This window comes from Aurantimonas sp. C2-5-R2, from assembly GCF_036549495.1.
In the GTDB taxonomy this organism is placed as follows: domain Bacteria; phylum Pseudomonadota; class Alphaproteobacteria; order Rhizobiales; family Rhizobiaceae; genus Aurantimonas; species Aurantimonas coralicida_A.
Genome location: NZ_JAZHLJ010000012.1, coordinates 69,626 through 94,928 on the forward strand (window position 1 = coordinate 69,626; position 25,303 = coordinate 94,928).

General features: G+C 63.6%; 22 protein-coding genes and 1 pseudogene. 13 read left to right on the forward strand and 10 right to left on the reverse strand.

Translation table 11 applies throughout. The annotated features are described in order from the left end of the window. Positions 1-5: 5 nt before the first annotated feature. The 5 genes from mltG to fabD form a co-directional block, all read right to left on the reverse strand. Positions 6-1,121, reverse strand: coding sequence for an endolytic transglycosylase MltG (gene mltG, locus VQ044_RS08285; protein ID WP_327646443.1), 1,116 nt, complete (start codon positions 1,119-1,121; stop codon positions 6-8). A 104-nt stretch (positions 1,122-1,225) separates the two neighbouring features. Continuing rightward, the gene (gene fabF, locus VQ044_RS08290; RefSeq protein WP_327646442.1) at positions 1,226-2,491 is read right to left on the reverse strand and encodes a beta-ketoacyl-ACP synthase II; all 1,266 of its coding nucleotides are present in this window, start codon (positions 2,489-2,491) and stop codon (positions 1,226-1,228) included. Positions 2,492-2,531: 40 nt separating this feature from the next. Beyond that, on the reverse strand, positions 2,532-2,768 hold the full coding sequence (locus VQ044_RS08295; RefSeq protein ID WP_026358398.1) for an acyl carrier protein: 237 nt from the start codon (positions 2,766-2,768) through the stop codon (positions 2,532-2,534). A 178-nt stretch (positions 2,769-2,946) separates the two neighbouring features. After that, positions 2,947-3,684, reverse strand: coding sequence for a 3-oxoacyl-[acyl-carrier-protein] reductase (gene fabG / locus VQ044_RS08300; RefSeq protein ID WP_327646441.1), 738 nt, complete (start codon positions 3,682-3,684; stop codon positions 2,947-2,949). Between the two features lie 41 nt (positions 3,685-3,725). Next, positions 3,726-4,661, reverse strand: a complete 936-nt coding sequence (gene fabD, locus VQ044_RS08305; RefSeq protein WP_327646439.1) for an ACP S-malonyltransferase — start codon at positions 4,659-4,661, stop codon at positions 3,726-3,728. A gap of 294 nt (positions 4,662-4,955) precedes the next feature. Between fabD and VQ044_RS08310 the strand changes: the two are divergent. The 9 genes and pseudogenes from VQ044_RS08310 to alr form a co-directional block, all read left to right on the forward strand. After that, positions 4,956-6,134, forward strand: a pseudogene (locus VQ044_RS08310) (diguanylate cyclase domain-containing protein); the annotation flags it as partial. 193 nt (positions 6,135-6,327) lie between these two features. Next, positions 6,328-6,990: an EAL domain-containing protein gene (locus VQ044_RS08315; RefSeq protein WP_327650904.1), complete on the forward strand. Its 663-nt coding sequence runs from the start codon at positions 6,328-6,330 to the stop codon at positions 6,988-6,990. A 390-nt stretch (positions 6,991-7,380) separates the two neighbouring features. Next, positions 7,381-7,827, forward strand: a complete 447-nt coding sequence (gene rpsF, locus VQ044_RS08320) for a 30S ribosomal protein S6 (protein WP_327646437.1) — start codon at positions 7,381-7,383, stop codon at positions 7,825-7,827. A 6-nt stretch (positions 7,828-7,833) separates the two neighbouring features. Next, positions 7,834-8,082 carry a 30S ribosomal protein S18 gene (gene rpsR, locus VQ044_RS08325; protein ID WP_206455025.1) on the forward strand — a complete coding sequence of 83 codons (249 nt, stop codon included), beginning with the start codon at positions 7,834-7,836 and terminating at the stop codon, positions 8,080-8,082. Between the two features lie 136 nt (positions 8,083-8,218). Further along, positions 8,219-9,190, forward strand: coding sequence for a hypothetical protein (locus VQ044_RS08330; protein WP_327646436.1), 972 nt, complete (start codon positions 8,219-8,221; stop codon positions 9,188-9,190). A 32-nt stretch (positions 9,191-9,222) separates the two neighbouring features. Further along, positions 9,223-9,852 (forward strand): 50S ribosomal protein L9, encoded by a 630-nt coding sequence (rplI, locus tag VQ044_RS08335; protein WP_327646434.1) that lies wholly within the window; start codon positions 9,223-9,225, stop codon positions 9,850-9,852. Between the two features lie 198 nt (positions 9,853-10,050). Further along, a complete protein-coding gene (locus tag VQ044_RS08340) occupies positions 10,051-11,337 on the forward strand; it encodes a cyclopropane-fatty-acyl-phospholipid synthase family protein (RefSeq protein WP_327646433.1) in 1,287 nt (428 codons plus the stop codon). 186 nt (positions 11,338-11,523) lie between these two features. Continuing rightward, positions 11,524-13,005: a replicative DNA helicase gene (locus VQ044_RS08345; RefSeq protein ID WP_327646431.1), complete on the forward strand. Its 1,482-nt coding sequence runs from the start codon at positions 11,524-11,526 to the stop codon at positions 13,003-13,005. 52 nt (positions 13,006-13,057) lie between these two features. Further along, positions 13,058-14,206, forward strand: a complete 1,149-nt coding sequence (gene alr / locus VQ044_RS08350; protein ID WP_327646429.1) for an alanine racemase — start codon at positions 13,058-13,060, stop codon at positions 14,204-14,206. Here the strand turns inward: alr and VQ044_RS08355 are convergent. Continuing rightward, the gene (locus VQ044_RS08355; RefSeq protein ID WP_327646427.1) at positions 14,199-14,519 is read right to left on the reverse strand and encodes a DUF1294 domain-containing protein; all 321 of its coding nucleotides are present in this window, start codon (positions 14,517-14,519) and stop codon (positions 14,199-14,201) included. The two genes, alr and VQ044_RS08355, sit on opposite strands and share 8 nt — an antisense overlap. Before the next feature lie 209 nt (positions 14,520-14,728). On the opposite strand from VQ044_RS08355, the gene radA reads away from it, so the two are divergent. From radA to VQ044_RS08375, 4 genes are all read left to right on the forward strand, one after another. Next, a complete protein-coding gene (gene radA, locus VQ044_RS08360) occupies positions 14,729-16,117 on the forward strand; it encodes a DNA repair protein RadA (protein WP_327646426.1) in 1,389 nt (462 codons plus the stop codon). Positions 16,118-16,236: 119 nt separating this feature from the next. Then, the gene (locus tag VQ044_RS08365) at positions 16,237-16,851 is read left to right on the forward strand and encodes a CvpA family protein (RefSeq protein ID WP_327646424.1); all 615 of its coding nucleotides are present in this window, start codon (positions 16,237-16,239) and stop codon (positions 16,849-16,851) included. A 118-nt stretch (positions 16,852-16,969) separates the two neighbouring features. Further along, complete coding sequence (purF, locus tag VQ044_RS08370) at positions 16,970-18,421, forward strand: amidophosphoribosyltransferase (RefSeq protein WP_327646422.1); 1,452 nt, start codon at positions 16,970-16,972, stop codon at positions 18,419-18,421. A gap of 136 nt (positions 18,422-18,557) precedes the next feature. Beyond that, positions 18,558-19,298 (forward strand): SDR family NAD(P)-dependent oxidoreductase, encoded by a 741-nt coding sequence (locus VQ044_RS08375; protein ID WP_327646420.1) that lies wholly within the window; start codon positions 18,558-18,560, stop codon positions 19,296-19,298. On the opposite strand, the gene VQ044_RS08380 is transcribed toward VQ044_RS08375, so the two are convergent. From VQ044_RS08380 to VQ044_RS08395, 4 genes are all read right to left on the reverse strand, one after another. Continuing rightward, positions 19,280-20,116: a CDP-alcohol phosphatidyltransferase family protein gene (locus tag VQ044_RS08380; RefSeq protein ID WP_327624641.1), complete on the reverse strand. Its 837-nt coding sequence runs from the start codon at positions 20,114-20,116 to the stop codon at positions 19,280-19,282. The genes VQ044_RS08375 and VQ044_RS08380 overlap by 19 nt on opposite strands. Before the next feature lie 5 nt (positions 20,117-20,121). Beyond that, positions 20,122-20,820 (reverse strand): phosphatidylserine decarboxylase, encoded by a 699-nt coding sequence (locus VQ044_RS08385; RefSeq protein ID WP_327646419.1) that lies wholly within the window; start codon positions 20,818-20,820, stop codon positions 20,122-20,124. A 195-nt stretch (positions 20,821-21,015) separates the two neighbouring features. Then, positions 21,016-22,908 carry an ABCB family ABC transporter ATP-binding protein/permease gene (locus tag VQ044_RS08390; RefSeq protein WP_327646418.1) on the reverse strand — a complete coding sequence of 631 codons (1,893 nt, stop codon included), beginning with the start codon at positions 22,906-22,908 and terminating at the stop codon, positions 21,016-21,018. A 239-nt stretch (positions 22,909-23,147) separates the two neighbouring features. Further along, positions 23,148-25,271, reverse strand: coding sequence for a LysM peptidoglycan-binding domain-containing protein (locus VQ044_RS08395; protein WP_327646417.1), 2,124 nt, complete (start codon positions 25,269-25,271; stop codon positions 23,148-23,150). Positions 25,272-25,303 lie beyond the last annotated feature (32 nt).

Sequence of the window (25,303 nt, forward strand, 5' to 3'; positions counted from 1 at the left end):
GTCGCCTATTGCGGCGCTTCCGCGTCGACCCGTTGCTGTCGCTCGATAGCCCGGTATTTCTGCACATTGCGATTATGCTCATCGAGCGTCGATGAAAAGACATGCCCGCCGGTGCCGTCGGCGACGAAATAGAAATCATCGGTTTCGATCGGATTGGCCACGGCTTCCAACGCGGCGCGTCCGGGATTGGCGATCGGACCCGGCGGCAGTCCTTTGATCTTGTAGGTGTTGTAGGGCGTGTCGCTGTCGATGTCGGATTGCGTAACCGGCCTGTCGCTCGGTTTGCCGCCGCCGCCATAGACGCCGTAGAGAAAGGTCGGGTCGGACTGCAACCGCATGCCCTTGTTCAGACGATTGATGAACACGGACGCAACATGAGGCCGCTCGCTGGCGATCCCGGTCTCCCGTTCGACGATCGAAGCGAGCGTAATGAACTCACCAACATCCTTGACCGGAATGTCGGGATCGCGCTTCGCCCAAATCTCCGCGACCAGATTGTCCTGAGCCTCTTTCATGCGCTGCACGAGTTCCTTGCGCGTCGCGCCGCGCTGCACGAGATAGGTGTCTGGGCGCAACGTGCCCTCGGGGAGCATGTCCGGCATCTCGCCCGTGAGCACCTCCGCTTCGGCGATCCTCTCGTATGCTTTCTCGACGGTCCAGCCCTCCGGCACCGATACCGAATGGGTGATCGAAGCGCCTACGCGAAGCTTTTCCATGACCTGACGCATGGAGGTTCCCGGAGTGAAACCATACTCGCCGGCCTTCAGGGCGCCGCCGGCGCCCGCGAAACGAACGCCATATTCGAAGATTTGGGCATCGCTGATGATCCCCTCACGTTCGAGCCCACTTGCGATCGTCTGCACGCTGGTGTTGCGCGGCACGACATAGGTCGTTTCCTCGCGCAGCGGTCCCTGGCCCTCGAACTGACTTTTGCCCCAATAGACGACCGCGCCGACGCCGAGCATCAGAAACAGCAAGGCTGAAAGGCAGAAGTTCAGGAAAATAACGAGTTTGTTGCGAGAGTGGCGCGAGCGACGCGCCGATTTTGGCGCGCGGGACCCGTCCCCGCCGCCGCTTCGATGCGAGCCGCGATCCCGTTCAGCACCTGGTTGGTCGATCACCGGATCACTCCTGAATGAAATTCCTCGTGGCAGCCGAAGCATCACCGGAATGTGGCGAAAGCCCGGATGGCGCTAGGTCCGCGCCCTGCTCGTCCGCCACTCACTCAGTCGGCGAAACGACGCAGAACCAGCGATGCGTTCGTTCCACCGAAGCCGAATGAGTTCGACAGCGCGACGTCGATCGGCTTCTCGCGTTTCACATGCGGCACGAGGTCGATCTTCGTCTCAACCGACGGATTGTCGAGATTAAGCGTGGGCGGCGCAACATTGTCGCGGATCGCCAACACCGAGAAGATCGCCTCGACGGATCCGGCCGCACCGAGAAGGTGGCCGATCGCCGACTTGGTCGACGACATGGTGATGCCGTCGGCCGCATCGCCGACAAGGCGCTCGATGGCGCGAAGCTCGATCTCGTCACCGAGCGGCGTCGACGTGCCGTGAGCGTTGACGTAGTCTAGGTCCGACGCGGAGACGCCAGCCCGCTTCATGGCGGCCGCCATGCACCGATAGGCGCCGTCGCCATCCTCCGCCGGCGCAGTAATATGATACGCGTCGCCCGAAAGACCGTAGCCGATGACCTCGGCATAGATTCGGGCACCGCGGGCTTTGGCGTGCTCCAACTCTTCCAGAACGACGATACCGGCGCCCTCGCCCATGACGAAACCGTCGCGGTCGCGGTCATAGGGACGTGAGCCCCTGGTCGGCTCGTCATTGAAGTGGGTGGAGAGAGCCTTACACGCGGCGAATCCCGCCAGCGACAATCTGCCGACCGGAGATTCGGCTCCACCGGCCACCATCACGTCCGCATCGCCAAAGGCGATCAGCCGTGATGCGTCGCCAATCGCATGGGCTCCGGTAGAGCACGCGGTCACCACCGAATGGTTCGGCCCCTTGAGACCATTGCGGATGGAGACGTGGCCGGATGCCAGATTGATCAGGCTGCCGGGAATAAAGAACGGGCTGACACGGCGCGGCCCTTTCTCGGCAAGGATCAGCGCAGTCTTCTCGATGCCGCGCAAACCGCCGATGCCGGACCCGATCAGAACACCAGTGGAAATCTGGTCCTCATAGGCTTCCGGATGCCAGTTCGCGTCATCCAGCGCCTCCGATGCCGCCGCGACGGCATAAAGGATGAAATCGTCGACCTTGCGCTGCTCCTTCGGCTCCATCCAGTGGTCTGGATCGAAGGTGCCGTTCTGGCCATCGCCGCGCGGAATCTGGCCCGCGATCCGACAAGGCAGATCGTCGACCTCGAAGCCCTCGATCCGCCCCAAGCCGCTTTCGCCGTTCAGCAGACGCTTCCATGTGACGCCGGCACCCGCCCCGAGGGGGGTCACCATACCGACGCCCGTGATGACTACTCGTCTCATCAATCGCTCAATCGCCCCGGCGGACGCTCCGCCAGAAACGTCAGGCCTGGTTCTTTTCGATGAACTTCACCGCGTCGCCGACCGTCAGGATCGTTTCGGCGGCGTCATCGGGAATCTCCACGCCGAACTCTTCCTCGAAGGCCATGACGAGCTCGACCGTGTCGAGGCTGTCGGCACCCAGATCGTCGATGAAGCTCGCGTTCTCGGTGACCTTTTCCTGCTCGACGCCCAGATGCTCGACGACGATCTTCTTCACTCGCTCAGCGGTATCGCTCATGTTCAGTCCTCTATTGCGATTGGTGCTGCCGCTTTCGTTAGACGCGGGGCGGCGCTTTATCAAGCTTGGTGGTCCACAGTGTCGCGGTCCACCACAACGAAAACGGCAAAATCTCTTCTTGGTGGCGGGCGCTTAGCATGCTCCGTCGCGCGGGCCAAGCGTCGCGCACAGGGTCGTGTCAGATCATGGCCATGCCGCCGTTGACGTGCAGCGTCTGCCCAGTGACATAGGCCGCCTCGTTCGACGCCAGGAATACGGCCGCTGCGGCGATTTCGTCCGCTTCGCCCATCCGCTTCATCGGGATTGCCCCCATGATCGCGTCTTTCTGCTTGTCGTTGAGCTTGTCCGTCATGGCGCTGGCGATAAAGCCGGGTGCGATGCAGTTCACCGTGACCGAACGCGACGCGATCTCCTGGGCGAGCGATTTGGAAAACCCGATCATCCCGGCTTTCGCGGCGCAGTAATTTGCCTGGCCCGGATTGCCGGTGACGCCGACGATCGAGGTGATGTTGATGATTCGACCGAATCGGCGGCGCATCATCGGATGCGTCAGACCACGGGTGAGACGGAAGGCCGCGGTCAGGTCGATCTCGATGACGCTGTCCCAGTCTTCGTCAGACATGCGCACGAACAGCCCGTCGCGCGTCACCCCGGCATTATTGACCAGGATATCGACCCCCTGCATCTGGCTCTCAACCGTTTCGGCCAGTGCCTTCTGCTCGTCCCGATCCGCCAGATTGGCGGGAAACACCATCGCGCGATCTCCGAGTGACGCGGCGACCTCTTCCAGCTTCTCCCGACGGGTGCCGTGGAGACCGACGGAGGCGCCGGCGCCGTGAAGCGCCCTGGCGATCGCCTCGCCGATTCCGCCGCTGGCTCCCGTAACGAGCGCCTTGCGCCCGGTCAGATCGAACATCTGTGTCCCCTCTCTCGTTTTCGGTTCTTGCCGTCTGTGGATCAGCCGCCTTCGACAAAGGCCCGCACGTCCTCGGCGGTTCCAATGGCCTTCGCCTCGAGGCTGCGGTCGATGCGGCGGGCAAGCCCGGTCAACACCTTGCCGCTGCCGATCTCGACGAGGCTGGTGACGCCCGCGCCCGCCAGCCACTCAACGCTTTCGCGCCAGCGGACCTGACCGGTCACCTGACGAACCAGGCGCTCCCGTATTTCGTCCGGCTCGGATGTCGGGGTCGCGGTGATGTTGGAGACGACCGGCACGACCGGTGCGTCAATCCTGGCCTCGGCAAGGGCCTCGGCCATGCGATCCGCAGCCGGCTGCATCAGCCGGCAATGGAAGGGCGCGGAGACCGTGAGCGGGATCGCGCGCTTGGCGCCCTGCTCGGGCGCCAGCGCCACAGCCCGGTCGACGGCCGCCTTGTCGCCGGAAATGACGATCTGCCCGCCGCCATTGTCGTTCGCCGGTTCGCACACGCCGTCCTCGGCCGCGTCCTGGCAAAGCCGCGCAACTTCGCCCGCTTCGAGCCCTAAAATCGCAGCCATTGCCCCCCGCCCCGGCGGGACAGCCTGCTGCATGGCCAGACCGCGTATGCGCAAGAGCTTGGCTGTGTCGGCAAGCGTCAGTGCGCCGGCCGCCGTCAGCGCCGAATATTCGCCGAGCGAATGCCCGGCGACGAATTTCGCCTGACCGATCCCGAAGCCTTCCGACTCAAGCGCGCGGACTGCGGCCATGGAGACGGCCATCAAGGCCGGCTGCGCGTTCTGCGTCAGGGTCAGCCTGTCTTCGGGGCCCTCGAAGATCAGAGACGACAGTTTTTCGCCAAGCGCTTCGTCGACCTCCTCGAAGACCTTGCGACTATCCGGATAGGCGTCGAACAACGAGCGTCCCATGCCGACGCTCTGACTGCCCTGCCCTGGGAAGACCAATGCCATAGTCATGCGAGTACTCCCGATCATCCTCGTAACTGACGCTCGCAATGGTTTGGGGAAGGCGTCCCTGTCAAGGGCAGCGGCATTCGCGGCGAAGTATCGCAATAAAACGGTGGTGTGCGGGTTTGTACGATCAACTTAAGATTGTCTCAACGGAATCCGAAGAAAATATCAGTCGACCAACTTTGACGACACGACCACAGGTTTATCGATGGCGGAATCGACATTGAAAATACGCTTCAGATGAAGAAGGCGGATTGCGACCAGAGGCGTATCACGGCCGAGCACGCCATGATGCGCGAGATGCTGGTTAACACGGACCACGGCGTCGTGCTCTATGATCCCGATGCGGCCGAGGGTCAGGTCGTGGCCTTCTTCAACGCCAAGGCAGCGAGCTATATGGAGCTTCCTGCGGGCATGTTGCGGGTCGGTCTGCCGCGGCATGCCATCACCGCGTATTGCCAGCAACGCGGTGACCATCCCGACGACTTCATCTCGGCCGACCATTTGGCACGCGTGGAAAACGGCACCGCGGTGGAGGTTCTCGCATGTCGCCCTTCCGGACGCCGGATTCTCGCACGCTCCTTTCCCAGAATCGCCGAGGCTGGTTCGCTCACTCTCTATATCGACGTGACTCGCAGTATCGTCAGCGCGCAACGATTGCGCGAAAGCCGCGCGGAATACCGCGCCATGGCCGAGACCGCGCCAATCGGCTTCATTAAAATAGATGCGACGGGAAATGTGCTGTTCGCCAATTCCGCCGCAGGCGAGATGTTCGAGGGGGCCCCGTCCCGAACCGATCTCTCCGCGCGCATCAGGCCGAGCGACGGCGAGTCTTTCGCAGACAAGATTCGCATGTCCCAAAGTTTCCAGGCCGAACTCAAAATGCCGTACCATTCGCGGCACCTGATCGTGGCGATGTCACCGTGGAACGGTGCTCCCGTCGTCCCCGAGCGCATGTTGGCGCTGACCGACGTTACTTCGCTGACCGTTGCCCGCAAGCAGATCGAGCATATGGCCCGACATGACCCCTTGACCGGGCTCGGCAATCGCACGCTTTTCGCGGAGACTTGGGCGAGATTGATGAACGGTGACGAGTGCCACCAAACCGTCGGCGCCATGATCACTGTAGATCTCGATCATTTCAAGCTTGTCAACGACGACTACGGACACGGGGTCGGCGATCTGCTGCTGCGAAACGTCGCCGAGCGCATCCAGTCGGGTTTGGAACGAAATGCAACGGCCTTCCGCCTTGGCGGTGACGAATTCGCGGTCGTCATCGAGAAGCCCAATCCGGGCGAATGCCTGGCGGTTGCGAACGCGTTGGTGGGTCTCGTTTCACAACCCTTTCCGATCGCCAATCTGACGCTGACCATCGGCTGCTCGGCGGGCATCGCCTCGATGCCCGAAGACGGCAGAACCGTCGACGATCTGCAACGAGCGGCCGACGTCGCGCTCTATCAGGTCAAGCGTAACGGCCGCAGCGGCGTCGCTCATTTCGACCCCGCTCAAGAACGGGAGATGGGCGAGCGACGGCGCCTGGAACTGGATTTGCGCCGGGCCGTCTCGGAGGAATCATTCACCCTCGTCTATCAGCCGCAACTGGACCTCCGGACGGGGGCGGATCACCGGCATGGAAGCTCTGATCCGATGGGAAAACAAGCGCTTGGGACGGATGGTGCCGCCGTCGCAGTTTATTCCCATCGCCGAGAGCTGCGGACTGATCACGCTGATCGATCTGTGGGTGATCCGGAACGCGGTCGAATGCATGCGTGCGTTCATCGATGCCGGCATCGAGCATCCCTTTACCTCGATCAACCTTTCGCCGATCTCGTTGGCACGTGAGGAAATCGTCAGCCAGTTAACCCACGCCCTTGAGATCCACCGGGTTCCCCCGAACCTTCTGGAGATCGAGATCACGGAAAGCGTGGCGATCACCGACAAAGAGCTGGTCGGGAAAACCCTGCTGGCCATCCAGAATGCAGGCATCAAAATCGCGATCGACGACTTCGGCGCCGGGCATACAAGTCTGGCATACATCCAGGCGCTTCCGATCAACCGCGTCAAGATCGACCGCTCGATCATCAATGGCATCGGACGGGACGAATCCACCCACGCCATCGTTGCCTCGATCCTCCACCTTTGCGGTCGACTGGGACTCAAACTCACAGCAGAGGGAATCGAGACGGCGGAACAATGGGAAGAACTGCGCGCCCTCGGCACGATCGAGGGGCAAGGTTTTTATCTGGGGCACCCGGAAGCACCCGAGGTCCTGCTCGAGCGACTGCGGCGAGAGAGGCCGAGCAGTTCGCCCTATCCTCACGTGGCAACCGCCTGACCTCCGAGCGCCCCGATGCAGTCCGCGCACCTGCGTCGGATGGACCTACCGACATGGCCGCAGCTTGACGCGCGTGCCGCGACGGCGCCGATAGCGGACGCGGCGTCGCCTCCATTGCTTCGATTTCAACAAGGGCTTGAAAATTCCGCGCAAACCGGATAGGTCCGCGACCGTCAATGCTTGGGTCTCAGCTGGGGGCTGAACGGAAGGCTGCCGGATTGCCGGCAACAGGATGCCGCAGGGCATCGGCTTCCCGTGTCTCCGCTCTCGACGCTCTCGTACAGGCGCCTTTCCAAATTGACCCGATCGTCGGGTTTCGCAGGGAAGTCGCAGAGGCTTAGCCGCTGTACCCAGGCAAAATGCGAACGAAACATGGAAAGGCGATAGCGCATGGCTCTTTACGAGCACGTATTCCTCGCGCGCCAGGACATCTCCAATCAGCAGGTCGATCAGCTCGTCGAGCAGTATCGTGGCGTGTTGGAGTCCAATGGCGGGTCGGTCGGCAAGGTCGAGAATTGGGGTCTGAAGACCCTGACCTACCGGATCAACAAGAACCGCAAGGCCTACTACACCCTCATGAACATCGACGCCCCGTCGGCGGCGGTCCAGGAAATGGAGCGCCAGATGCGCTTCAACGAGGACATTCTCCGTTACATCACGATCCGCGTCGAGGAGCACGAGGAAGGCCAGTCGGCCATGATGCAAAAGCGCGATGACCGGCCCCGCCGTGGCGGTCGCGACGATCGTGGCGGCCGCGAAGACCGCGGGGACCGCGGTCCCCGGCGCGATCGCGACGACGATCGCCCTCGCCGTCCCCGCGACAACGATTCGGAGTAGCCCCAGATGGTCGATATCGCTCAGCTTCCCACCCGCCGGCCGTTCCACCGCCGCCGCAAGTCCGATCCGTTCGCCGGCACCGATTCGCCGAAGATCGACTACAAGGACGTTCGCCTCCTGCAGCGCTACATTTCCGAGCGCGGCAAGATCGTCCCGTCCCGGATTACCGCTGTGTCGCAGAAGAACCAGCGCGCGCTTGCCCGTGCGATCAAGCGTGCCCGTTTCCTGGGCCTGCTGCCCTACCTGATTAAGTAAACTCGTCTACTCGATTCGGAGCGGCGTCTCGCGATGCCGCTCCGCTTCCCTCCGCGTCAGGCCGCGGACGGAATGTCATTCAGCCTAGTTGGGGCCGAGGCCTCTAACTGCCGCGAGCAGGACAGCGCAAGACATCATGAAACCAGCCACGCTCCTCATCGCCGTCGTATCGGGCCTTGCCAGCGCGCTTCTGTTCGCTGGGCTCGTGCTGCAATCGACCTCGGCGATCAGTTTTGCCCTGGCGGCCCCGATCCCGATCGCCATCGCCAGCCTCGGCTGGGGTTCGGTCTCTGGCTTTATTGCGTCCGCAGTCGCCGGCATGACGATTTACGCCATTGCCCTGTCCGTCCCGAGCGCGCTGACCCTGTTCGGGACCATGGCGCTGCCGATGGCGGTCGCGGGCCACCTTGCCGGGTTGGCGCGGCCCACGGTCGAACCCTTGCTGGCCAACGGAGCCGCCTCGGCCGGCAATTCCGGGAGCAATCTCGACTGGTACCCCCTGGGGCGCGTGCTGTTCGCGATCGCCGCGATGGCGATTGCCGCTTGCCTGTTTCTCGGGTGGCTGCTCGGCTATGACCCGGACGCGTTCGTCCCGGCGGTTGTCGAGGCGCTCGGCCAGGGCGGCGGCCCAGGGATGGAGACGCTGAGCGAAACGCAATTGCGCGAGTTCGCGAAACTGGTCATCGCTCTCGTGCCTTACGTCCAGCCGGCGCTCCTGACCGTCACGCTCGTCAGCGGGCTTTATCTCGGCGCGGCCGTCGTGCGCGTATCCGGCCGCTTGCCGCGACCCAAGGATGATATCCCCTCGGCGACCCACTTGCCGAAAACAACCCTTCTCATCTTCGGCGTGGCGCTTGCGGTCGCCTTCATCGGCGGAACCATCGGCCTCGTCGCCGCCGTTGTCGTCGGCGCGTTGGGGGCCGCCTTCACCCTGGTGGGGCTGGCGAGCCTCCATCGTCGCACCCGGGGGCGTCCGGGCCGAGGCCTGGTGCTGTTTACGAGTTATGCGGCGATCCTGCTGCTGTCTTTCCCGATCGTGCTGTTCATGGCGCTCGGGCTCTTCGAAACCTGGCGCGGCCGACAAGGGCCGTCGCTCAGCCAATCCTGAACAACCGATCCCGATCCAGAAAGGACAAGATCATGGACGTCATTCTTCTCGAACGCATCGCCAAGCTCGGCCAAATGGGCGACACCGTAAAGGTGCGCAACGGCTTCGCCCGCAATTTTCTCCTGCCGACTGGTCGCGCGCTGCGCGCCAACGATGCCAACCGCGCGCGCTTTGAAGCGGAGAAGAGCCAGCTGGTAGCTCGCAACGAAGAGCGCAAGGGCGAAGCCAAGAGCGTCGCCGCGACGCTCGAAGGCAAGCGATTCGTCGTCGTGCGCTCGGCCGGCGAAACCGGCCAGCTCTATGGGTCGGTATCGACCCGCGACATCGCCGACATCCTCGCTGGCGAGGGCTTCAAGGTCGGCCGCAACGAGATCCAGCTCAACGAGCCGATCAAACGGATCGGGCTGCACCCAATCACCATCGCGCTTCATGCCGAGGTCGAAGTCGAGATTTCGATCAACGTCGCCCGCTCTCCCGACGAGGCAGAGCGTCAGGCCCGCGGCGAGGAACTCACCTCCGCCGATGCCATCTACGGCCTCGACGAAGAGGAAAGCTTCGACGACGAGGAGCAGGAAGACGGCGAGGAGCGGGACGACGGCGAGGATGCTTCGGGCGAAGCGTCCGCTTCCGACGACACGGCAGAGAGCGACGAAGCTCAGTAGAACCGCGGGCTGACCGGCGCGATTTCAGCCGCGTTCGGCATGCAGTCAGCGTGAGAGTGTGAAAGGCTTCGCTTCGGCGGAGCCTTTTTTGTTGCCATTGGCGTCTTTGCACCTAAATCTAACAGCGCAGCTTATATTTTCGCACTCCGGCGGCCATGAGTGGCCGCGGATTCTCTGGACCAAGGTCAGGGGATTTCGATGACGAACCGCGTTCTGTCTACCTATCTCTCCCACCTTTTTCGCTTCGGGAACCTGACCGTCACGGATCCGGATGGCCGTTCGTCGCGATGGGGCGACGGGACCGGCAAACCGTTGCATATTCGGTTCAACTCGAAGTCGGCGGAGTGGGGTGTCGCAATCAACCCCGGTCTTAAATTCGGCGAAGCCTACATGAATGGCGGCGTCGATATGGTCGAGGGCAGCATCTTCGACCTCCTCAGCCTGGTGTTCCGCAATGGCGGCAGCGATGCGGCGAACGAACCCTGGATGCAGGCGATCGCCCGGATGCGACTGCTCTATCGCCGCTATATCCAGAACAACACGCCGCAACGGGCACGCGCCAACGTCCATCACCATTACGACCTGTCGAGCCAGTTATACGATCTGTTCCTCGATACGGACCGGCAATACAGTTGCGCCTATTTCGAAGATCCGAATGCCAGCCTCGACCAGGCCCAGCTGGCCAAGAAGCGCCATATCGCAGCCAAGCTCTTCTTCGACCGGCCGGACCTGCGGACGCTCGACGTCGGCTGCGGCTGGGGTGGGCTCGGGCTGTATATGGCCCAGCACCTTGACGCGAAGGTGACCGGGGTCACGCTGTCCGACGAGCAGCTGGCGATCGCGCAACGTCGGGCTGCCGACTCGGGGCTTACCGGACACGCCGATTTCCGATTGGAGGACTATCGCGACACCCAAGGCCCCTTCGACCGGATCGTCTCGGTGGGCATGTTCGAGCATGTCGGTCTCGACTTCTATGAAGACTATTTCGGGCAATGCGCGCGTCTCCTCGACGACGACGGGGTCATGCTGCTGCACACGATCGGGCGAATCGAAGAGCCGGCGAACACCAACGCCTTCATCGGCAAATACATTTTCCCGGGCGGCTACCTGCCCTCCCTGTCGCAGGTGACGAAAGCCACCGAGCGCAGCGGCCTGATCGTCACCGACGTCGAAGTTCTCCGGCTGCATTATGCCGACACACTGCGGCATTGGCGGGAACGCTTCGAAGCCCGGCGCGAGGAGGCCAAGGCGATCTATGATGAGCGATTCTGCCGCATGTGGGAATTTTACCTCGCGGTGTCCGAAACGGCGTTTCGCTGGCAGGATCTCGTCGTGTTCCAGGTCCAGCTGACGAAGAAGCTCGATACCCTCCCGACCACGCGCGACTACATCTACGAAACCGAGACCCGGTTGCGGCAGAAGGAACAGGCTGCGGACCACGCTAGACGTTCCGAATCATGGGGCGGCCGCAACGCGGCGGAGTAGCCAGCGCGGTTTTGCGCGCAATCTGGTGTCAACGTGCGGCGGATTTTATCCCCGGAGTTATGCACAGCGCTTCACAGGTTTCAGCGAACCCATTCATATCGTCGCAAGAGTGCCAATTTGCTAGGATCACGGCGGTCCATGGTGTAGTCCGAGCACATCCTGAAACGGCGGTAGAGGTCACGCGGCATGGCGGATGCGGCGCGTAAAATCGATGACGAAACGGCGTTGTATCGTGAGGCTCCGAGCAACATCGAGGCCGAGCAGGCGTTGCTCGGCGCCATGCTGGTCAACAACGACGCCTATTATGTCGTCCACGACTTTCTGAAACCCGACCACTTCTTCGAGCCGCTGCACCGGGAGATCTTCGGCAAGACGTCCGAGATGATTCGGATGGGCAAGATCGCCAATCCGGTGACGATCAAGACGTTCCTCGCGGCCAACGACAAGGTGGGCGATTTCACCGTCGCACAATATCTCGCGCGGCTTGCCGCCGAGGCGACGACCATCATCAACGCCACCGACTACGGTCGGGCGATCTACGATCTGGCGATTCGCCGCTCGCTGATCCGGATCGGCGAGGATGTGGTCAACATCGCCTTCGACGCGCCGCTCGACATGGAGCCGAAGAGCCAGATCGAGGACGCGGAGCGCCGCCTGTTCGAGTTGGCCGAGACCGGCCGCTACGACGGCGGCTTCCAGTCCTTCACCGACGCGGTAACGCTGGCCGTCCAGATGGCCACCGCCGCCAAGGACCGCGATGGCGGCCTCTCCGGCGTCTCCTCGGGCATTATCGGGCTCGACGGGCGCATGGGCGGGCTGCAGGCCTCCGATCTGATCATCCTCGCGGGCCGTCCGGCCATGGGCAAGACCTCGCTCGCGACCAATATCGCCTTCAACATTGCGGCGGCCTACGAGCCGGCCGAGCAGGCGGACGGCAGCTTCAAGGCGAAGAACGGTGGCGTCGTCGGTTTCTTCAGCCTGGAAATGTCGGCCGAACAGCTCGCCACCCGCATCATTTCCGAACAGACCGAGATCTCCTCGTCGAAAATCCGGCGCGGCAACATCAACGATCAGGAACTGTCCAAGCTGATCGGCTGTTCGGAGATGATGCAGAAGCTGCCGCTTTATATCGACCAGACCGGTGGTATCTCGATCGCGCAGCTTTCGGCCCGCGCCCGGCGCCTGAAGCGGCAGCGCGGGCTCGACGTGATGATCATCGACTATGTCCAGCTGATGCAGGGGTCGAGCCGGACCCAGGGCAACCGCGTCCAGGAAATCACCGAGATCACCACCGGCCTCAAGGCCCTGGCCAAGGAGCTGAACGTGCCGATCATCGCCCTGTCGCAGCTGTCGCGTCAGGTCGAAAGCCGCGACGACAAGCGACCGCAGCTCTCCGATCTGCGCGAATCGGGGTCGATCGAGCAGGACGCCGACGTGGTGATGTTCGTCTATCGCGACGAATATTACCTCGCGAACCGGGAGCCCAAGCCGGGCCCCGACCATTTGAAGTGGGAGCAGGAGCTGAACGACGCGCGCGGCAAGGCCGAGGTCATCATCGCCAAGCAGCGTCACGGCCCGACCGGAACCGTTCCCCTCGCCTTCCAGGCCGAATACACCCGCTTTACCGATCTTGCGGACGACAGCTATCTTCCCGAGCGGTTCGAGTAGTCTCCCGCCAATGCCGCTTTCTCCAATCCCGGCCAGCGTGAGGCCGGACCGCATGCCGGTCGTCGAGATCGACCGCGCCGCGCTGATCGCCAATTGGCGGATGCTGGATTCGCGTAATCCCGGCGCCCGTACTGGCGCGGCGGTCAAGGCGAACGGCTATGGTCTTGGCGCCGCCGAGGTCGCCGCGGCGTTGTCGGAAGCCGGTTGCCGCGACTTCTTCGTCGCCTGGGCCGAGGAAGGCGCCGCCTTGCGTGACTCGCTGGACCGGTTGCCGGCCAACGCCTCGACCGCGTCTGCGGCGCCTCGCATCTACGTGCTTCAGGGTCTGGAGCCCGCTGCGGTTCCGCTCCATCTGGCGCGAAACCTGACGCCGGTGCTCTCGACGCCGGACGACATCGCCGTCTGGCGCGAGGGGATGCGCGCGACCGCACGCAAAGCGCCCGCCGCGGTACAGCTCGAAACCGGCATGAACCGGCTCGGCCTCGGAACCGAAGATGCCCGCTTGGCCGCCGACTTCGCCGCCTCCGGCGAGCTCGACCTGTGCCTGGTCATGAGCCATCTGGCCTCCGCCGACGAGGCGACATCGCAGAGCGCCGAGCAACTCGAACGGTTTCGGGCGCTCGCCGGGCTGTTTCCGTCGGTTCCCCGGTCCTTTGCCAATTCCGCTGGTGTCTTTCTTGGCCCCGACTACGCATTCGATCTGACACGGCCCGGCATCGCGCTGTATGGCGGCGAGGCAGGCCCCGGCTCGTCGGAAGCGGTCAGGACCGTCGCGCGGCTGACCGCCTCGGTTCTCCAGGTGCGAGTCGCCAAAACCGGCGAGGCAGTCGGCTATGGCGCGGCGGCAAGGCTGAGCAGAGATACCCGAATCGCCACCGTCGGCATCGGCTATGCCGACGGCTACCACCGTGCCGCGTCGGGCGCCGGCGTGGGGATGCGTCAGCTGCGGCCCGGAGCGGACGCCATACTCGCCGGCCGGCGGGTCCCTGTGCTCGGTCGAGTCTCGATGGACCTCACCCTGCTGGATATCACCGACCTTCCCGAAGATGCCGTCCGCCCCGGCGCGCGGGCGGAATTCTTCGGCCCGGACATGCCGATCGACGCGGTGGCGACAGCCGGCGGCACCATTGCCTATGAATTGCTGACTGGCCTCGGGCCGCGGGTGAATCGGCGCTGGCCAAGCGACGGCACATTCAGCTGAGTTGCTGACCCATCCAGAGGCGAATCTGGTCGGATCCGAAAAGCAGCACGGCGACCCCCAAGCCTGTGATCACGACAAGATGCAGGAACGCGATCGCGTTCAGCCATGTGCGGAAAGGCTCTTTGTGGGTCTTGTGGCGAATGATTCGCTGGGCGGAAATGGCGCCGATGCTGCCACCGAGGAGGGCAAGACGCAGGAGGCTTTTCTCCGGTATGCGTCTTGCGCCGGCTCTCGCTTTGGCCTTGTCGAAAACGAAGGCGAAATAGGCAGCGATGTTGATCGCCAGGAAATATAGTCCGATCCACAACGCCATTTGATCGTCTTTCGAAGAATGTCCGATTGGCGAAAAGCGCCTTCCAAGCGCTGTCTTGCGCCGGCTTATCGGCAATCTAACATCGGGCTGCGGTCCCGCTCGCACGATTGCCGCACGCATGGCTCTGTCTTGCGTCGCCGTTCGGAGTTGCGGTCGGGCGGGTTTTGTTTATGTTTCGTTCCAGTCGCCGCCCCGTTTCCAAGGTTTCAATGGCCAAACCCAAACTCAGCTTCATATGCCAGAACTGCGGCGCGGTCACCACGCGCTGGCAGGGCAAATGCGACGCCTGCGGTGAGTGGAACACCATCGTCGAGGAAAACACGTCCGGCGGGATCGGCGGTGGACCGCAACGCGGCCGGCGCAAGGGCAGCCCATCGGCGCTTCTGCCGCTCTCGGGCGAGATGGAAGAAGCCCCGCGCATCGTCTCCGGCATCGACGAATTCGACCGGGCGACCGGCGGCGGCATCGTGCGTGGATCGGCTTTGCTCATCGGCGGCGATCCCGGCATCGGCAAATCGACGCTGCTGATGCAGGCGGCCGCGGCGCTGTCGCGTGGTGGCAACAGTGTCGTCTATGTCTCCGGCGAAGAGGCCGTGGCGCAGGTGCGCCTCCGCGCCCAGCGCTTGAAAGCCGCCGATACGTCGGTGCAGCTCATGGCCGAGACCAATGTCGAGGACATCCTCGCGACGCTTGCTGAAGCCCGCCGGCCAGACCTCGTCATCATCGATTCGATCCAGACGCTGTGGAGCGACATGGCCGAATCGGCGCCGGGAACCGTGACGCAAGTCCGCACCGGCGTGCAGGCGCTCGTGCGCTATGCCAAGGCCAGCGGCGCGGCGGTGATTCTCGTCGGCCACGTCACCAAGGACGGCCAGATCGCAGGCCCCCGGGTTGTCGAGCACATGGTCGACGCGGTCCTCTACTTCGAGGGCGAAGGCGGCCACCACTACCGAATTCTGCGCACCGTCAAGAACCGCTTCGGACCCACCGACGAGATCGGCGTCTTCGAGATGAGTGACATCGGACTGCGCGAAGTACGCAACCCGTCGGAACTGTTTCTCGGCGAGCGCAACGAAAAGGCGCCTGGCGCCGCGGTTTTCGCCGGCATGGAAGGAACCCGCCCGGTCCTCGTCGAGATTCAAGCCCTGGTCGCGCCTTCGGCTCTCGGGACGCCCCGCCGCGCGGTCGTCGGCTGGGACCAGCCGCGACTCGCCATGGTCCTGGCGGTGCTCGAAGCCCATTGTGGCGTGCGACTCGGCCAGCATGACGTCTATCTCAACGTCGCCGGGGGCTTCCGGATTTCCGAACCGGCGGCGGACCTCGCGGTCGCGGCGGCGCTCGTATCCTCGCTCAGCGGCGCCGCCCTGCCCTCCGATTGCGTCTATTTCGGCGAAGTCTCTCTCTCCGGCGCGGTGAGGCCCGTCGCCCATGCGGGACAGCGCCTCAAGGAAGCCGAAAAGCTCGGTTTTCGGCAATCGGTCTTGCCGGCGGCCAGCGCCGATCTGCCGCGCTCGGGCGAGATGGTGCCGCATGAAGTGGAGACCCTGCCCGACCTCGTCGGCAGGGTCGCGTCAGGCGGTCTTCCATCCGACGGTTGATTTTCACGCCGCCCCCTAGTGTAAAATGGACACCAAAGAGGTAAGGCGTCATTCGCAGGCATGTCATACTGGCATCTGCCACCCGCGCCTGATCCGAACGTCCACGGGACCGATCATCCATGACCGTTACTCTTCTCGACGCGATCCTATTCGCACTCATGCTGGTTTCGGCGCTTCTTGCCATGGTGCGCGGCTTCTCCCGCGAAATCCTTTCGGTGATCTCCTGGCTGGTGGCGGCGGTTGCCGCCTTTCTCTTCTACAAGCCGCTGACGCCCTATTTCGCCGAGTACATCTCATCCGACACAGTGGCGATGGCGGCCTCGGCAGCCGCGATCTTCCTCGTCACGCTGATCATCGTGTCCTACATCACGCTGCGGATCGCCGACTTCATCATCGATAGTCGCATCGGCGCGCTCGACCGCGTTCTCGGCTTCGTCTTCGGCGCCGTGCGCGGCCTCCTTCTCGTCGTGGTGGCCATGCTGTTCTTCAATTGGCTGGCGCCGGAGAACCAGCCGGAATGGGTCGCCAACGCCTGGTCCAAGCCGTATCTGGACAATTTTGGCAAGCAATTGGTCGCGGCGCTGCCGGAGAACCCCGAGCAGATCATTCTCGAGAAGATCAAGGGCGCCGACGGCGAGTCGGCGACGGATACGCCTCCCGCCCCGGAAGAACCCGCATCCGTCGAGGGAGCGATCGAGGATTCAAGCGGGACGGAGCCGACGCAGCCGCAGTAGCGGGCGCCAGGATTCCGAATCCTCCGACAGCCACACCCTCGCGTCCCGCCCCATACGGGCCTATATGGTGAAGACCTCATCGCAAGCCGACAGACACCGGCAAACGGCGGATAATCTCATGGACGAAACGCCATTCGGCGACGACGAACTGCACGAAGAGTGCGGCGTCTTCGGCATTTTCAAACGAACCGATGCCGCCGCCGTGGTGACGCTCGGCCTTCACGCGCTTCAGCACCGCGGCCAGGAAGCGGCGGGGATCGTTTCCTATGACGGCTCGCAATTTCATGTCGAGCGCCATGCCGGTCTGATCGGTGATACCTTCACCAAGCAGGCCGTTCTCGAGCGTCTGCCGGGAACCTCCGCGATCGGCCATACCCGCTACGCCACCACCGGCGGCGGCGGCTTGCGCAACGTCCAGCCCTTCTTCGCCGAATTGTCTGCCGGCGGCTTCGCGGTCGCCCACAACGGCAACATCACCAACGCCCTGACCATTCAGCGCGAGCTGCAACGCCGCGGCTCCATCTTCTCCTCCACCTCCGACACCGAAACCATTCTGCATCTCGTGGCCACGAGCGCAGCACGGCATTTCGTCGAGAAGCTGATCGACGCCCTATCTCGGCTCGAAGGCGCTTTCTCGCTGGTCGGGCTCTCGTCGAAGAAGATGGTCGGCGTGCGCGACCCTCTCGGGATTCGGCCGCTAGTGCTCGGCGATCTCGAGGGATCGCCGATTCTCGCATCGGAGACCTGCGCCCTCGACATCATCGGCGCCGACTTTGTTCGCGACATCGAGCCCGGCGAACTCGTCGTGATCAGCGAGGACGGAATCGAGAGCATCTTCCCATTCCAGGCGCGCCGCCCCCGGTTCTGTATCTTCGAATATGTCTATTTCGCCCGCCCGGATTCGACCGTGGAGGGCCGCAACGTCTACGAGATTCGCAAGAAGATTGGCGGCGAACTGGCGCGTGAGAGCCATGTGGAAGCCGACATCGTCGTGCCGGTTCCCGATTCCGGCGTTCCCGCGGCGATCGGTTATGCTCAGGAGGCCGGTCTGCCCTTCGAGCTCGGGATCATACGCAACCATTATGTCGGCCGAACCTTCATCCAACCGACCGACTCCATTCGCCACATGGGCGTGAAGCTGAAACACAATGCCAACCGCAGGATGCTCGAAGGCAAGCGAGTCATCCTCGTCGACGATTCGATCGTCCGTGGCACGACCAGCCAGAAGATCGTGCAAATGGTGCGCGAAGCCGGCGCGACCGAGGTCCACATGCGGATCGCCTCGCCGCCGACCCGCGCCAGCTGCTTCTACGGTGTCGACACGCCGGAAAAGGCCAAGCTGCTTGCTTCGCGCATGACGATCGAGGAGATGGCCGACTTCATCAAGGTCGATACGCTGTCGTTTCTGTCGATCGACGGCCTGTACCGCGCCACCGACGAGCCCTCGCGCAACAAGCTGACGCCGCAGTTCTGCGATGCTTGCTTTACCGGCGACTATCCGACCTCGCTGACCGATCAGGACGGCACGGAAAACGTCCGGCCGCTCTCGCTGCTGGGTGGTGCGGGCTGAACACGGAACGCTCCCTGAATATCGCGATCTTCGCGGGGAGGCAGTACCGTGGGGAAACATAGGACCTGAGCGCGTTCGGCCAAGCCGTTGCCGGCAGGGCTCAAAGCTACGGATGGCGCCTTTCAGGCGGATTGATATGACGCAAATGCTGACAGACAAGATCGCGCTGGTCACAGGGGCCTCGCGCGGTATCGGCTACCACATTGCCAAGGGCCTCGCCGCCGAGGGCGCGCATGTCATCGCGCTGGCGCGCACCGTGGGCGGCCTCGAAGAACTCGACGATGAGATCAAATCGGCCGGCGGATCGGCGACGCTCGTCCCCCTTGATCTGACCGACATGGCCGGGATCGACCGCCTCGGTGGCGCCATCAACGAGCGCTGGGGCCGACTCGACGTCCTGGTCGCCAATGCCGGGCTGCTCGGCGTCCTTGCGCCGATCGGCCACATCGAGGCGAAGACCTTCGATAAGACGATGACGGTCAACGTGAATGCGACCTGGCGACTGATCCGCACCGTCGATCCATTGCTGCGCAAATCCCAGGCCGGTCGCGCCATCGTGATGTCGTCCGGCGCCGCCCATTCGGCCAAGGCGTTCTGGTCGCTCTACGCGGCCTCCAAGGCGGCCTGCGAGGCGATGGTGCGTTCCTGGGCGAACGAGACGCAGAGCCTGCCGCTAAGGGTCAATTCGGTCAATCCGGGCGCGACGCGCACCGCCATGCGGGCGCAAGCGATGCCGGGCGAGGATCCCAAGACCCTGCCGACCGCGCGCGAGGTGGCGGCGAAGATCGTGCCCCTCGCCTTCTCGGACGTGGTCGAGACCGGCAAGCTCTTCGACGTGCGCGAAAATCGCTTCCTGGATTACCGCGACCCCGCCTGATCCGCGGCCGCCGAGCGGGTTTCGCGTTTCGCGCGCTTGCCGAAGGCTCGCACCGAAAAGCCAACCGAAATAAAGTAGGCGATCGCGGTCAGCGTCAGCGTCTCCCAGAAGAAGCTGAGCAACAGGGCGACGTAGAGAACGAAGCCCAGGATGATCGGGATGGCGTAGTCGCGCGGCACCCGGATGCCCGCCCCCTTGCCCGACCATGTCGGCAGGCGGCTCGACATCAAAAGGCCGATAAACACGAGATAGACCGACGCGATCGTCGCGGTGATCTCGGGGAATCCGAGATTAAGACCGGAAAAGCCCACATACATCGGGAACAGGGCCAAGCCCGCGCCGGCCGGTGCCGGTACGCCGACGAAGAACGCCGAATGCCATTTTGGGCGTTTCGGATCGTCGAGCATGGTATTGAAACGGGCGAGCCTGAGTGCGCAGGCGCTCGCATAGAGAAGCGCCGCGATCCAGCCGAAGGCTCCCGCCTCATTGAGCATATAGGTGTACAACACGAGACCCGGCGCGACCCCGAAATTGACGATGTCGGCGAGCGAATCCATTTCCGCGCCGAAGCGGCTCTGGCCCTTCAATAGCCGCGCAACGCGGCCGTCGATCCCGTCGAGGAACGCCGCGCCGAGCACCATGCCGACCGCGAACTCGAACTGGCCCTCGAAAGCCAGGCGGATGCCGGTCATTCCCGCGCAGATCGACAGGATGGTGATGAGGTTCGGGACGATGTGGCGGAACGGAATGCGCCGGCGTACCGGGCCGTCTTCCACGTCGGGCTTACCCGGATCGAACGGAGGAAACGGAGATTCGATCGGCATCAGTCGCGCCTCGACGGCCAGGTTGGCAAATTGTCGCCGAACTCGGCGATGACGGTTTCACCCGCAATCGCGATCTGTCCTTCCGCAACGCGCGGCCGAGCCCCGTCGGGCAGATAGATATCGAGACGTGAGCCAAAGCGGATCAGGCCAAAACGCTCGCCCGCCTCGATCCGATCCTCGACCTTGGCCCAGCAAATGATCCGCCGTGCCACGAGCCCGGCGATCTGCACCACGCCGATCTCGCCCTTCGGCCCGTCGATGACCATCGAACTGCGCTCGTTGACCTCGCTCGCCTTGTCGAGCTCGGCATTACGGAATTCGCCTTCGCGATAGGCAATGTGCCGGATTCGGCCCCGCATCGGCGCCCGATTCACATGACAATCGAAGACATTCATGAAGACCGAGATGCGCAGCATCGGGTCGGTGCCAAGATCGAGTTCGGCCGGCGGCACAACATGGCCGACGAGCGACACGCGGCCGTCCGCCGGGCTGACGGCCAGATGATCGGCGATCGGCGTCACACGCTCGGGGTCACGAAAGAAATAAGCGCACCAGGCTGTCAGGATGAGGCCGATCCAGAACAGCGGCTCCCATAGAAAGCCGAGCACGACGGCGACCACGAAGAACGCAGCGATAAACGGGTAACCCGCCTTATGAATGGGTACGAATGCGTTTCGGATCGAGGCAATGATATCCACGGTCTGTCTTCTTCCTTCCTGATCCTGCGGCACGTCCCGCTTGCGATAAGGATAGACGAGAGTTGAGGCAAGCAGGCACGCGACGAGCGCCGCCGATCGGCGGCGATGGCGGTCACCCGACGTTCGAAGTTCGGGCGCGCCTCCAAAGATGTGGCGCGACCAGACCGCCGGCAAGGCGATGCGGCGTGGTCGGCGTTAGACTTCTTCGGTTCGGCGCCGTTCGATGACGCCGAACTCGTCCGCTTCGCGAGCCCGCCGAAGCGCTTCTTCGGCTTCCGTCGCCTCACGCTGCATCGCCCACATCTCGGCGTAGAGTCCAGCCGCTTCAAGGAGTTCGCGGTGTGACCCGCGTTCGACGATCTCACCCGATTTCAGGACGATGATTTCGTCGGCGTCGATGATCGTGGAGAGCCGATGCGCGATGGTCAGCGTCGTGCGCTCCTTCGACACCAGGTCGAGCGCCGCCTGTATCTCCTGCTCGGTGTGCGTATCGAGCGCCGAGGTCGCCTCGTCGAGCACAAGGATCGGCGGGGCTTTGAGGATCGTGCGGGCGATTGCCACCCGCTGCTTCTCTCCCCCGGACAATTTCAGCCCGCGCTCGCCGACCATCGAATCAAAGCCATCCGGCAATTCCTGGATGAACCCGGCAATCTGCGCGAGTTCTGCCGCGCGGCGCACTTCCTCTTCGCTCGCTCCGATGCGGCCATAGCGGATGTTGTAGGTGATCGTATCGTTGAACAGCACCGTGTCCTGCGGCACGATTCCGATCGCGGCGCGCACCGATTCCTGCCGCACGCGGGCGATATCCTGACCATCGATCAGGATGCGGCCGGACTGGATATCGTAGAACCGGAAAAGCAACCGCGAGATGGTCGATTTGCCGGCTCCGGAAGGGCCGACGATCGCCACCGACTTGCCGGGCGGAACGTCGAAGGAAATGCCTTTCAGGATGACGCGCGCCGGATCGTAGCCGAAGCGCACATCCTCGAAGCGGATCGCGCCTTCGCTGACCTTCAGAGCCGGGGCATCGGCCGGATCCTTTACCTCCGCCTCGACGTCGAGCAGATCGAACATCGCCTCGATGTCGGTCAGCCCCTGACGGATTTCGCGATAGATGAAGCCGATGAAGTTGAGCGGAATCGACAACTGCATCAGCATCGCGTTGATGAAGACGAAATCGCCGAGCGTCTGGGTTCCGGCTCGCACCTCAAGCGCCGACATCACCATTGCCACGGCCATTCCGGCGCCGAAAATCAGCCCCTGACCGAAATTCAGCCAGCCGAGCGACGTCCAGATCCGCGTCGCTGCGATCTCATAACGAGACATCGCCTTGTCGAAGCGTTCCGCTTCCATGGACTCGTTGCCGAAATATTTGACCGTCTCGAAATTCAACAGCGAGTCGATCGCCTTGGTGCTGGCGTCGGTGTCGGAATCGTTCATGTCGCGGCGAATGCCGATCCGCCAGTCGCTCGCCTTGATCGTGAACCAGCTGTAGAGCCCCACCGTGGTGGCGATGGCGGCCAGATAGCTGACGCCGTAGGCAAAGCCGAAGATGATCGCCACGAGGGCGAATTCCAGGATGGTCGGCAGCGTGTTGAGGATCGTAAACCGCACGATCGACTCGATGCCCTTGGTGCCGCGTTCAATGATGCGCGACAGGCCGCCCGTCCGTCGCTCCAGATGAAACCGCATCGACAACTGGTGCATGTGGACGAAGGTCCGATAGGCCAGCCGGCGCACGGCATATTGGCCGACCCGCGCGAACAGCGCGTCGCGAAGCTGGTTCAGCCCGACCGAGAACACACGCGCGACATTGTAGGATACCACCAGCGTGATAGCCCCGGTCAGCGCCAGCGGCAGCCATGCGCGCGCCGAATCAGCCCCGTCCAGCGCGTCCGTGGCCCATTTATAGAAATACGGAACCAGAACCGTAAGCAGCTTGGCCAGTACCAGGAAGAAAGTCGCATAGGCGACCCGCATCCTGAGATCCGGCCGGTCCGACGGCCACATGTAAGGCCAGAGATTGGCCAGCGTCGTCAGGGTCGATCCGCTGTCGCCCGATATTCGTTTCCCGGCTTTTTGCGCCAAGATGGTCCTTTCCAACGAAGCGGCGCGACGGGAGGAGCCGGCGCGCCGTCGACGTTCTGAAGTTGGTTCGGGACGGTCAGGGCCCCGGCGAGAGCGAGGCAGCCGCCGCCGCGCCCCTATTCGATGCGTCCACGTCGACCGCGATTACATCGTCGAACTGGACGAATAGCCGAAGCGCAAAACACTTTCATGGGGGAACATCGGTCGAAGGCGTCCCGATTCAAGCGGACGGGAACAGCCTAATTGCGTTGTGCCGGCTCGGCGTCCGCTTCCCGCGCGTCGTCTTGCGCCGCAGGCAATCGGAAGACCTGTCCTGGATAGATCAGGTCCGGGTTGCGAATGCGATTGCCGTTGGCGAAGTAGATCACGGTGTAGCGGCTGCCCCGTCCGTAGGTGTCGCGGGAGATTCTCCACAACGTGTCGCCTTTGCGGATGATCACCCGCCCGGTCGCCGTCGCAAGGGGGGCTTGGCGGTTGATCGGAACATCGAGTGCCGCGGCGCTCACCTCGCTTTCGGTCGCGACGACGGAGCGCTGCTCCTGCAAGATTGCCGACGCTGGCCTCTCGCCAACAGTACCGGACCCCGGCTGGAGTGGTATCGTTGGCTCGGAAACCTTGGTTTCGGTGCGCGACGCCATCAATGGGGGCGACGAGTCCGTGTCGGTCGCGTCGGGCGCTGCCGATGCTTCGGCGCGCGCGCCTTCCTGCCCGATTTCCGGTGTCTTGGGACCCGTCGGCGAACGCGGCTCTCCTATTTGGACCGGTGGGTTCACCGAGGGTCGATCCGTCGGCGGGGTCGCATTGGCCTCCTGCCGAGCGGGCGCAGCCGACTGGGTTTGCGAGGCTGGGAGCGTGCCCTCCGGCGGGGAAACCGGGGGCTCGTTTGTCGTTGCCTCATCGCCCTGGAAAGAGCCTGCCGCCTTTGTATCCGGCGGCGGACTGCGTTCCGGTATCTCGGCCGCCGCTTTTTTCGGCTCGGCAGTGCGGCCTTCCACCGAATCGCTGTCCACGACCGGCGCCGAAGCTGCGGCGATTCGTGTTTCAGCCTCCGACCGGTCGGCCATTGCCACGCCTGGAGACGGACTGACCGCCGCCGCACCGTTGGCAGGGGGCGGCGCGATCGCCGCGACAGCCTGCCCCTCGGGCCGCGTGAAGGGCACCTCCGCCCGCGCCGTCACATTCCCGTCGACCGTCACCTGATCGGCCCGCACGAGGTGGTCGCCAACCGCGACCGGACGCTCGGCAGTCACCAGAAATCGATTGTCGGCGGTCGCCCTGTTCTCCGCCACCAGGACGTTGTCGAGATAGATGCGGACCGATGTGCCCGCGTCCGCGGACCCCGCAACGAAAATCTGCTCACCCTCGACTTCGACGGCTTCGATCCGCAACCTCGGCGACGTCGCCGGCTCCGGTGCCTTGTCCTTCTCACCCGCCTGACTCGTATTCGACAGGAACGCGGCGTCCGTATCGATCGGCTTTTCCGATCCGGCAGCAGGGGCGGATGTCGGAGCCTCGTCTTGCGAAATCGCTGTCGCGGATCTGCCGGCAGCCGCCGTTCCGACGTCTGTGCTATCCGCTCCGGCCGCTTGTCTTGGTGGCGACACCGGGACTGTCATCAGGCGCGACGCCTCGTCAGGCGCTTCCACCATCGCGAGCACGTCTTCTCCCCGTCCCGGCTGCGGCACGCTGACGATTGCGGTCTCACGTGATCCGGTGGCCGTGCCCTCGGGCGTTATCGCGGTGAGCGAAATCGCGTGCTCACCCGGCGTCAGCGGCTCAGGCAGGACGATGACGAACTCGCCCGCTTCATTGGCGGTGTCCTCACCGACCACCGTCGCGCCCGCGTGCAGCGTGACCCGGCTTCCTGGCGCGGATCGTCCGGCAATGAGGGTCGAACCATCCGGCTCGACGCGCAGAAGGTCAAATAGCGGTCGATCGCCGGCTGTCGCTTCGCCTTCTGTCGGAGGAACTGAACTCGCGGATTCCAACGGCGATGCGGGCTGTTTCTCCGCAGTCGTCGCGTCGGCGGCTTCGACCTTTGCAGAAACTTCCGGGCGCGGCGCAGTATCGGTCGGATCTGGCACGATCCGCGCCGCTTCGTCCGGCGCTGGAGATTGCTCAGACGATGTCGCGCGCGCGTTGGCCGTTTCCGTCTCGCCGGCATCACTGGTCGATGGTCGATTCGGATCGGATTGCGAGACCGACGCGCTGTCCTGCCGCGTCGCGACGTCCTCGGAAGCCGGCAAATCCTCCGTTTGCGCGATGCGCAATTTCTCGCTGCTCAGCATGTCCCAGTATCCGAGCACGATCGCGACAAGGAGAACCAGGCACAGGAAAACGATTCCGAGGGCTTTTCGCTGCATGATCGCACCATCTTCGCCGGTTCAACGTCGCC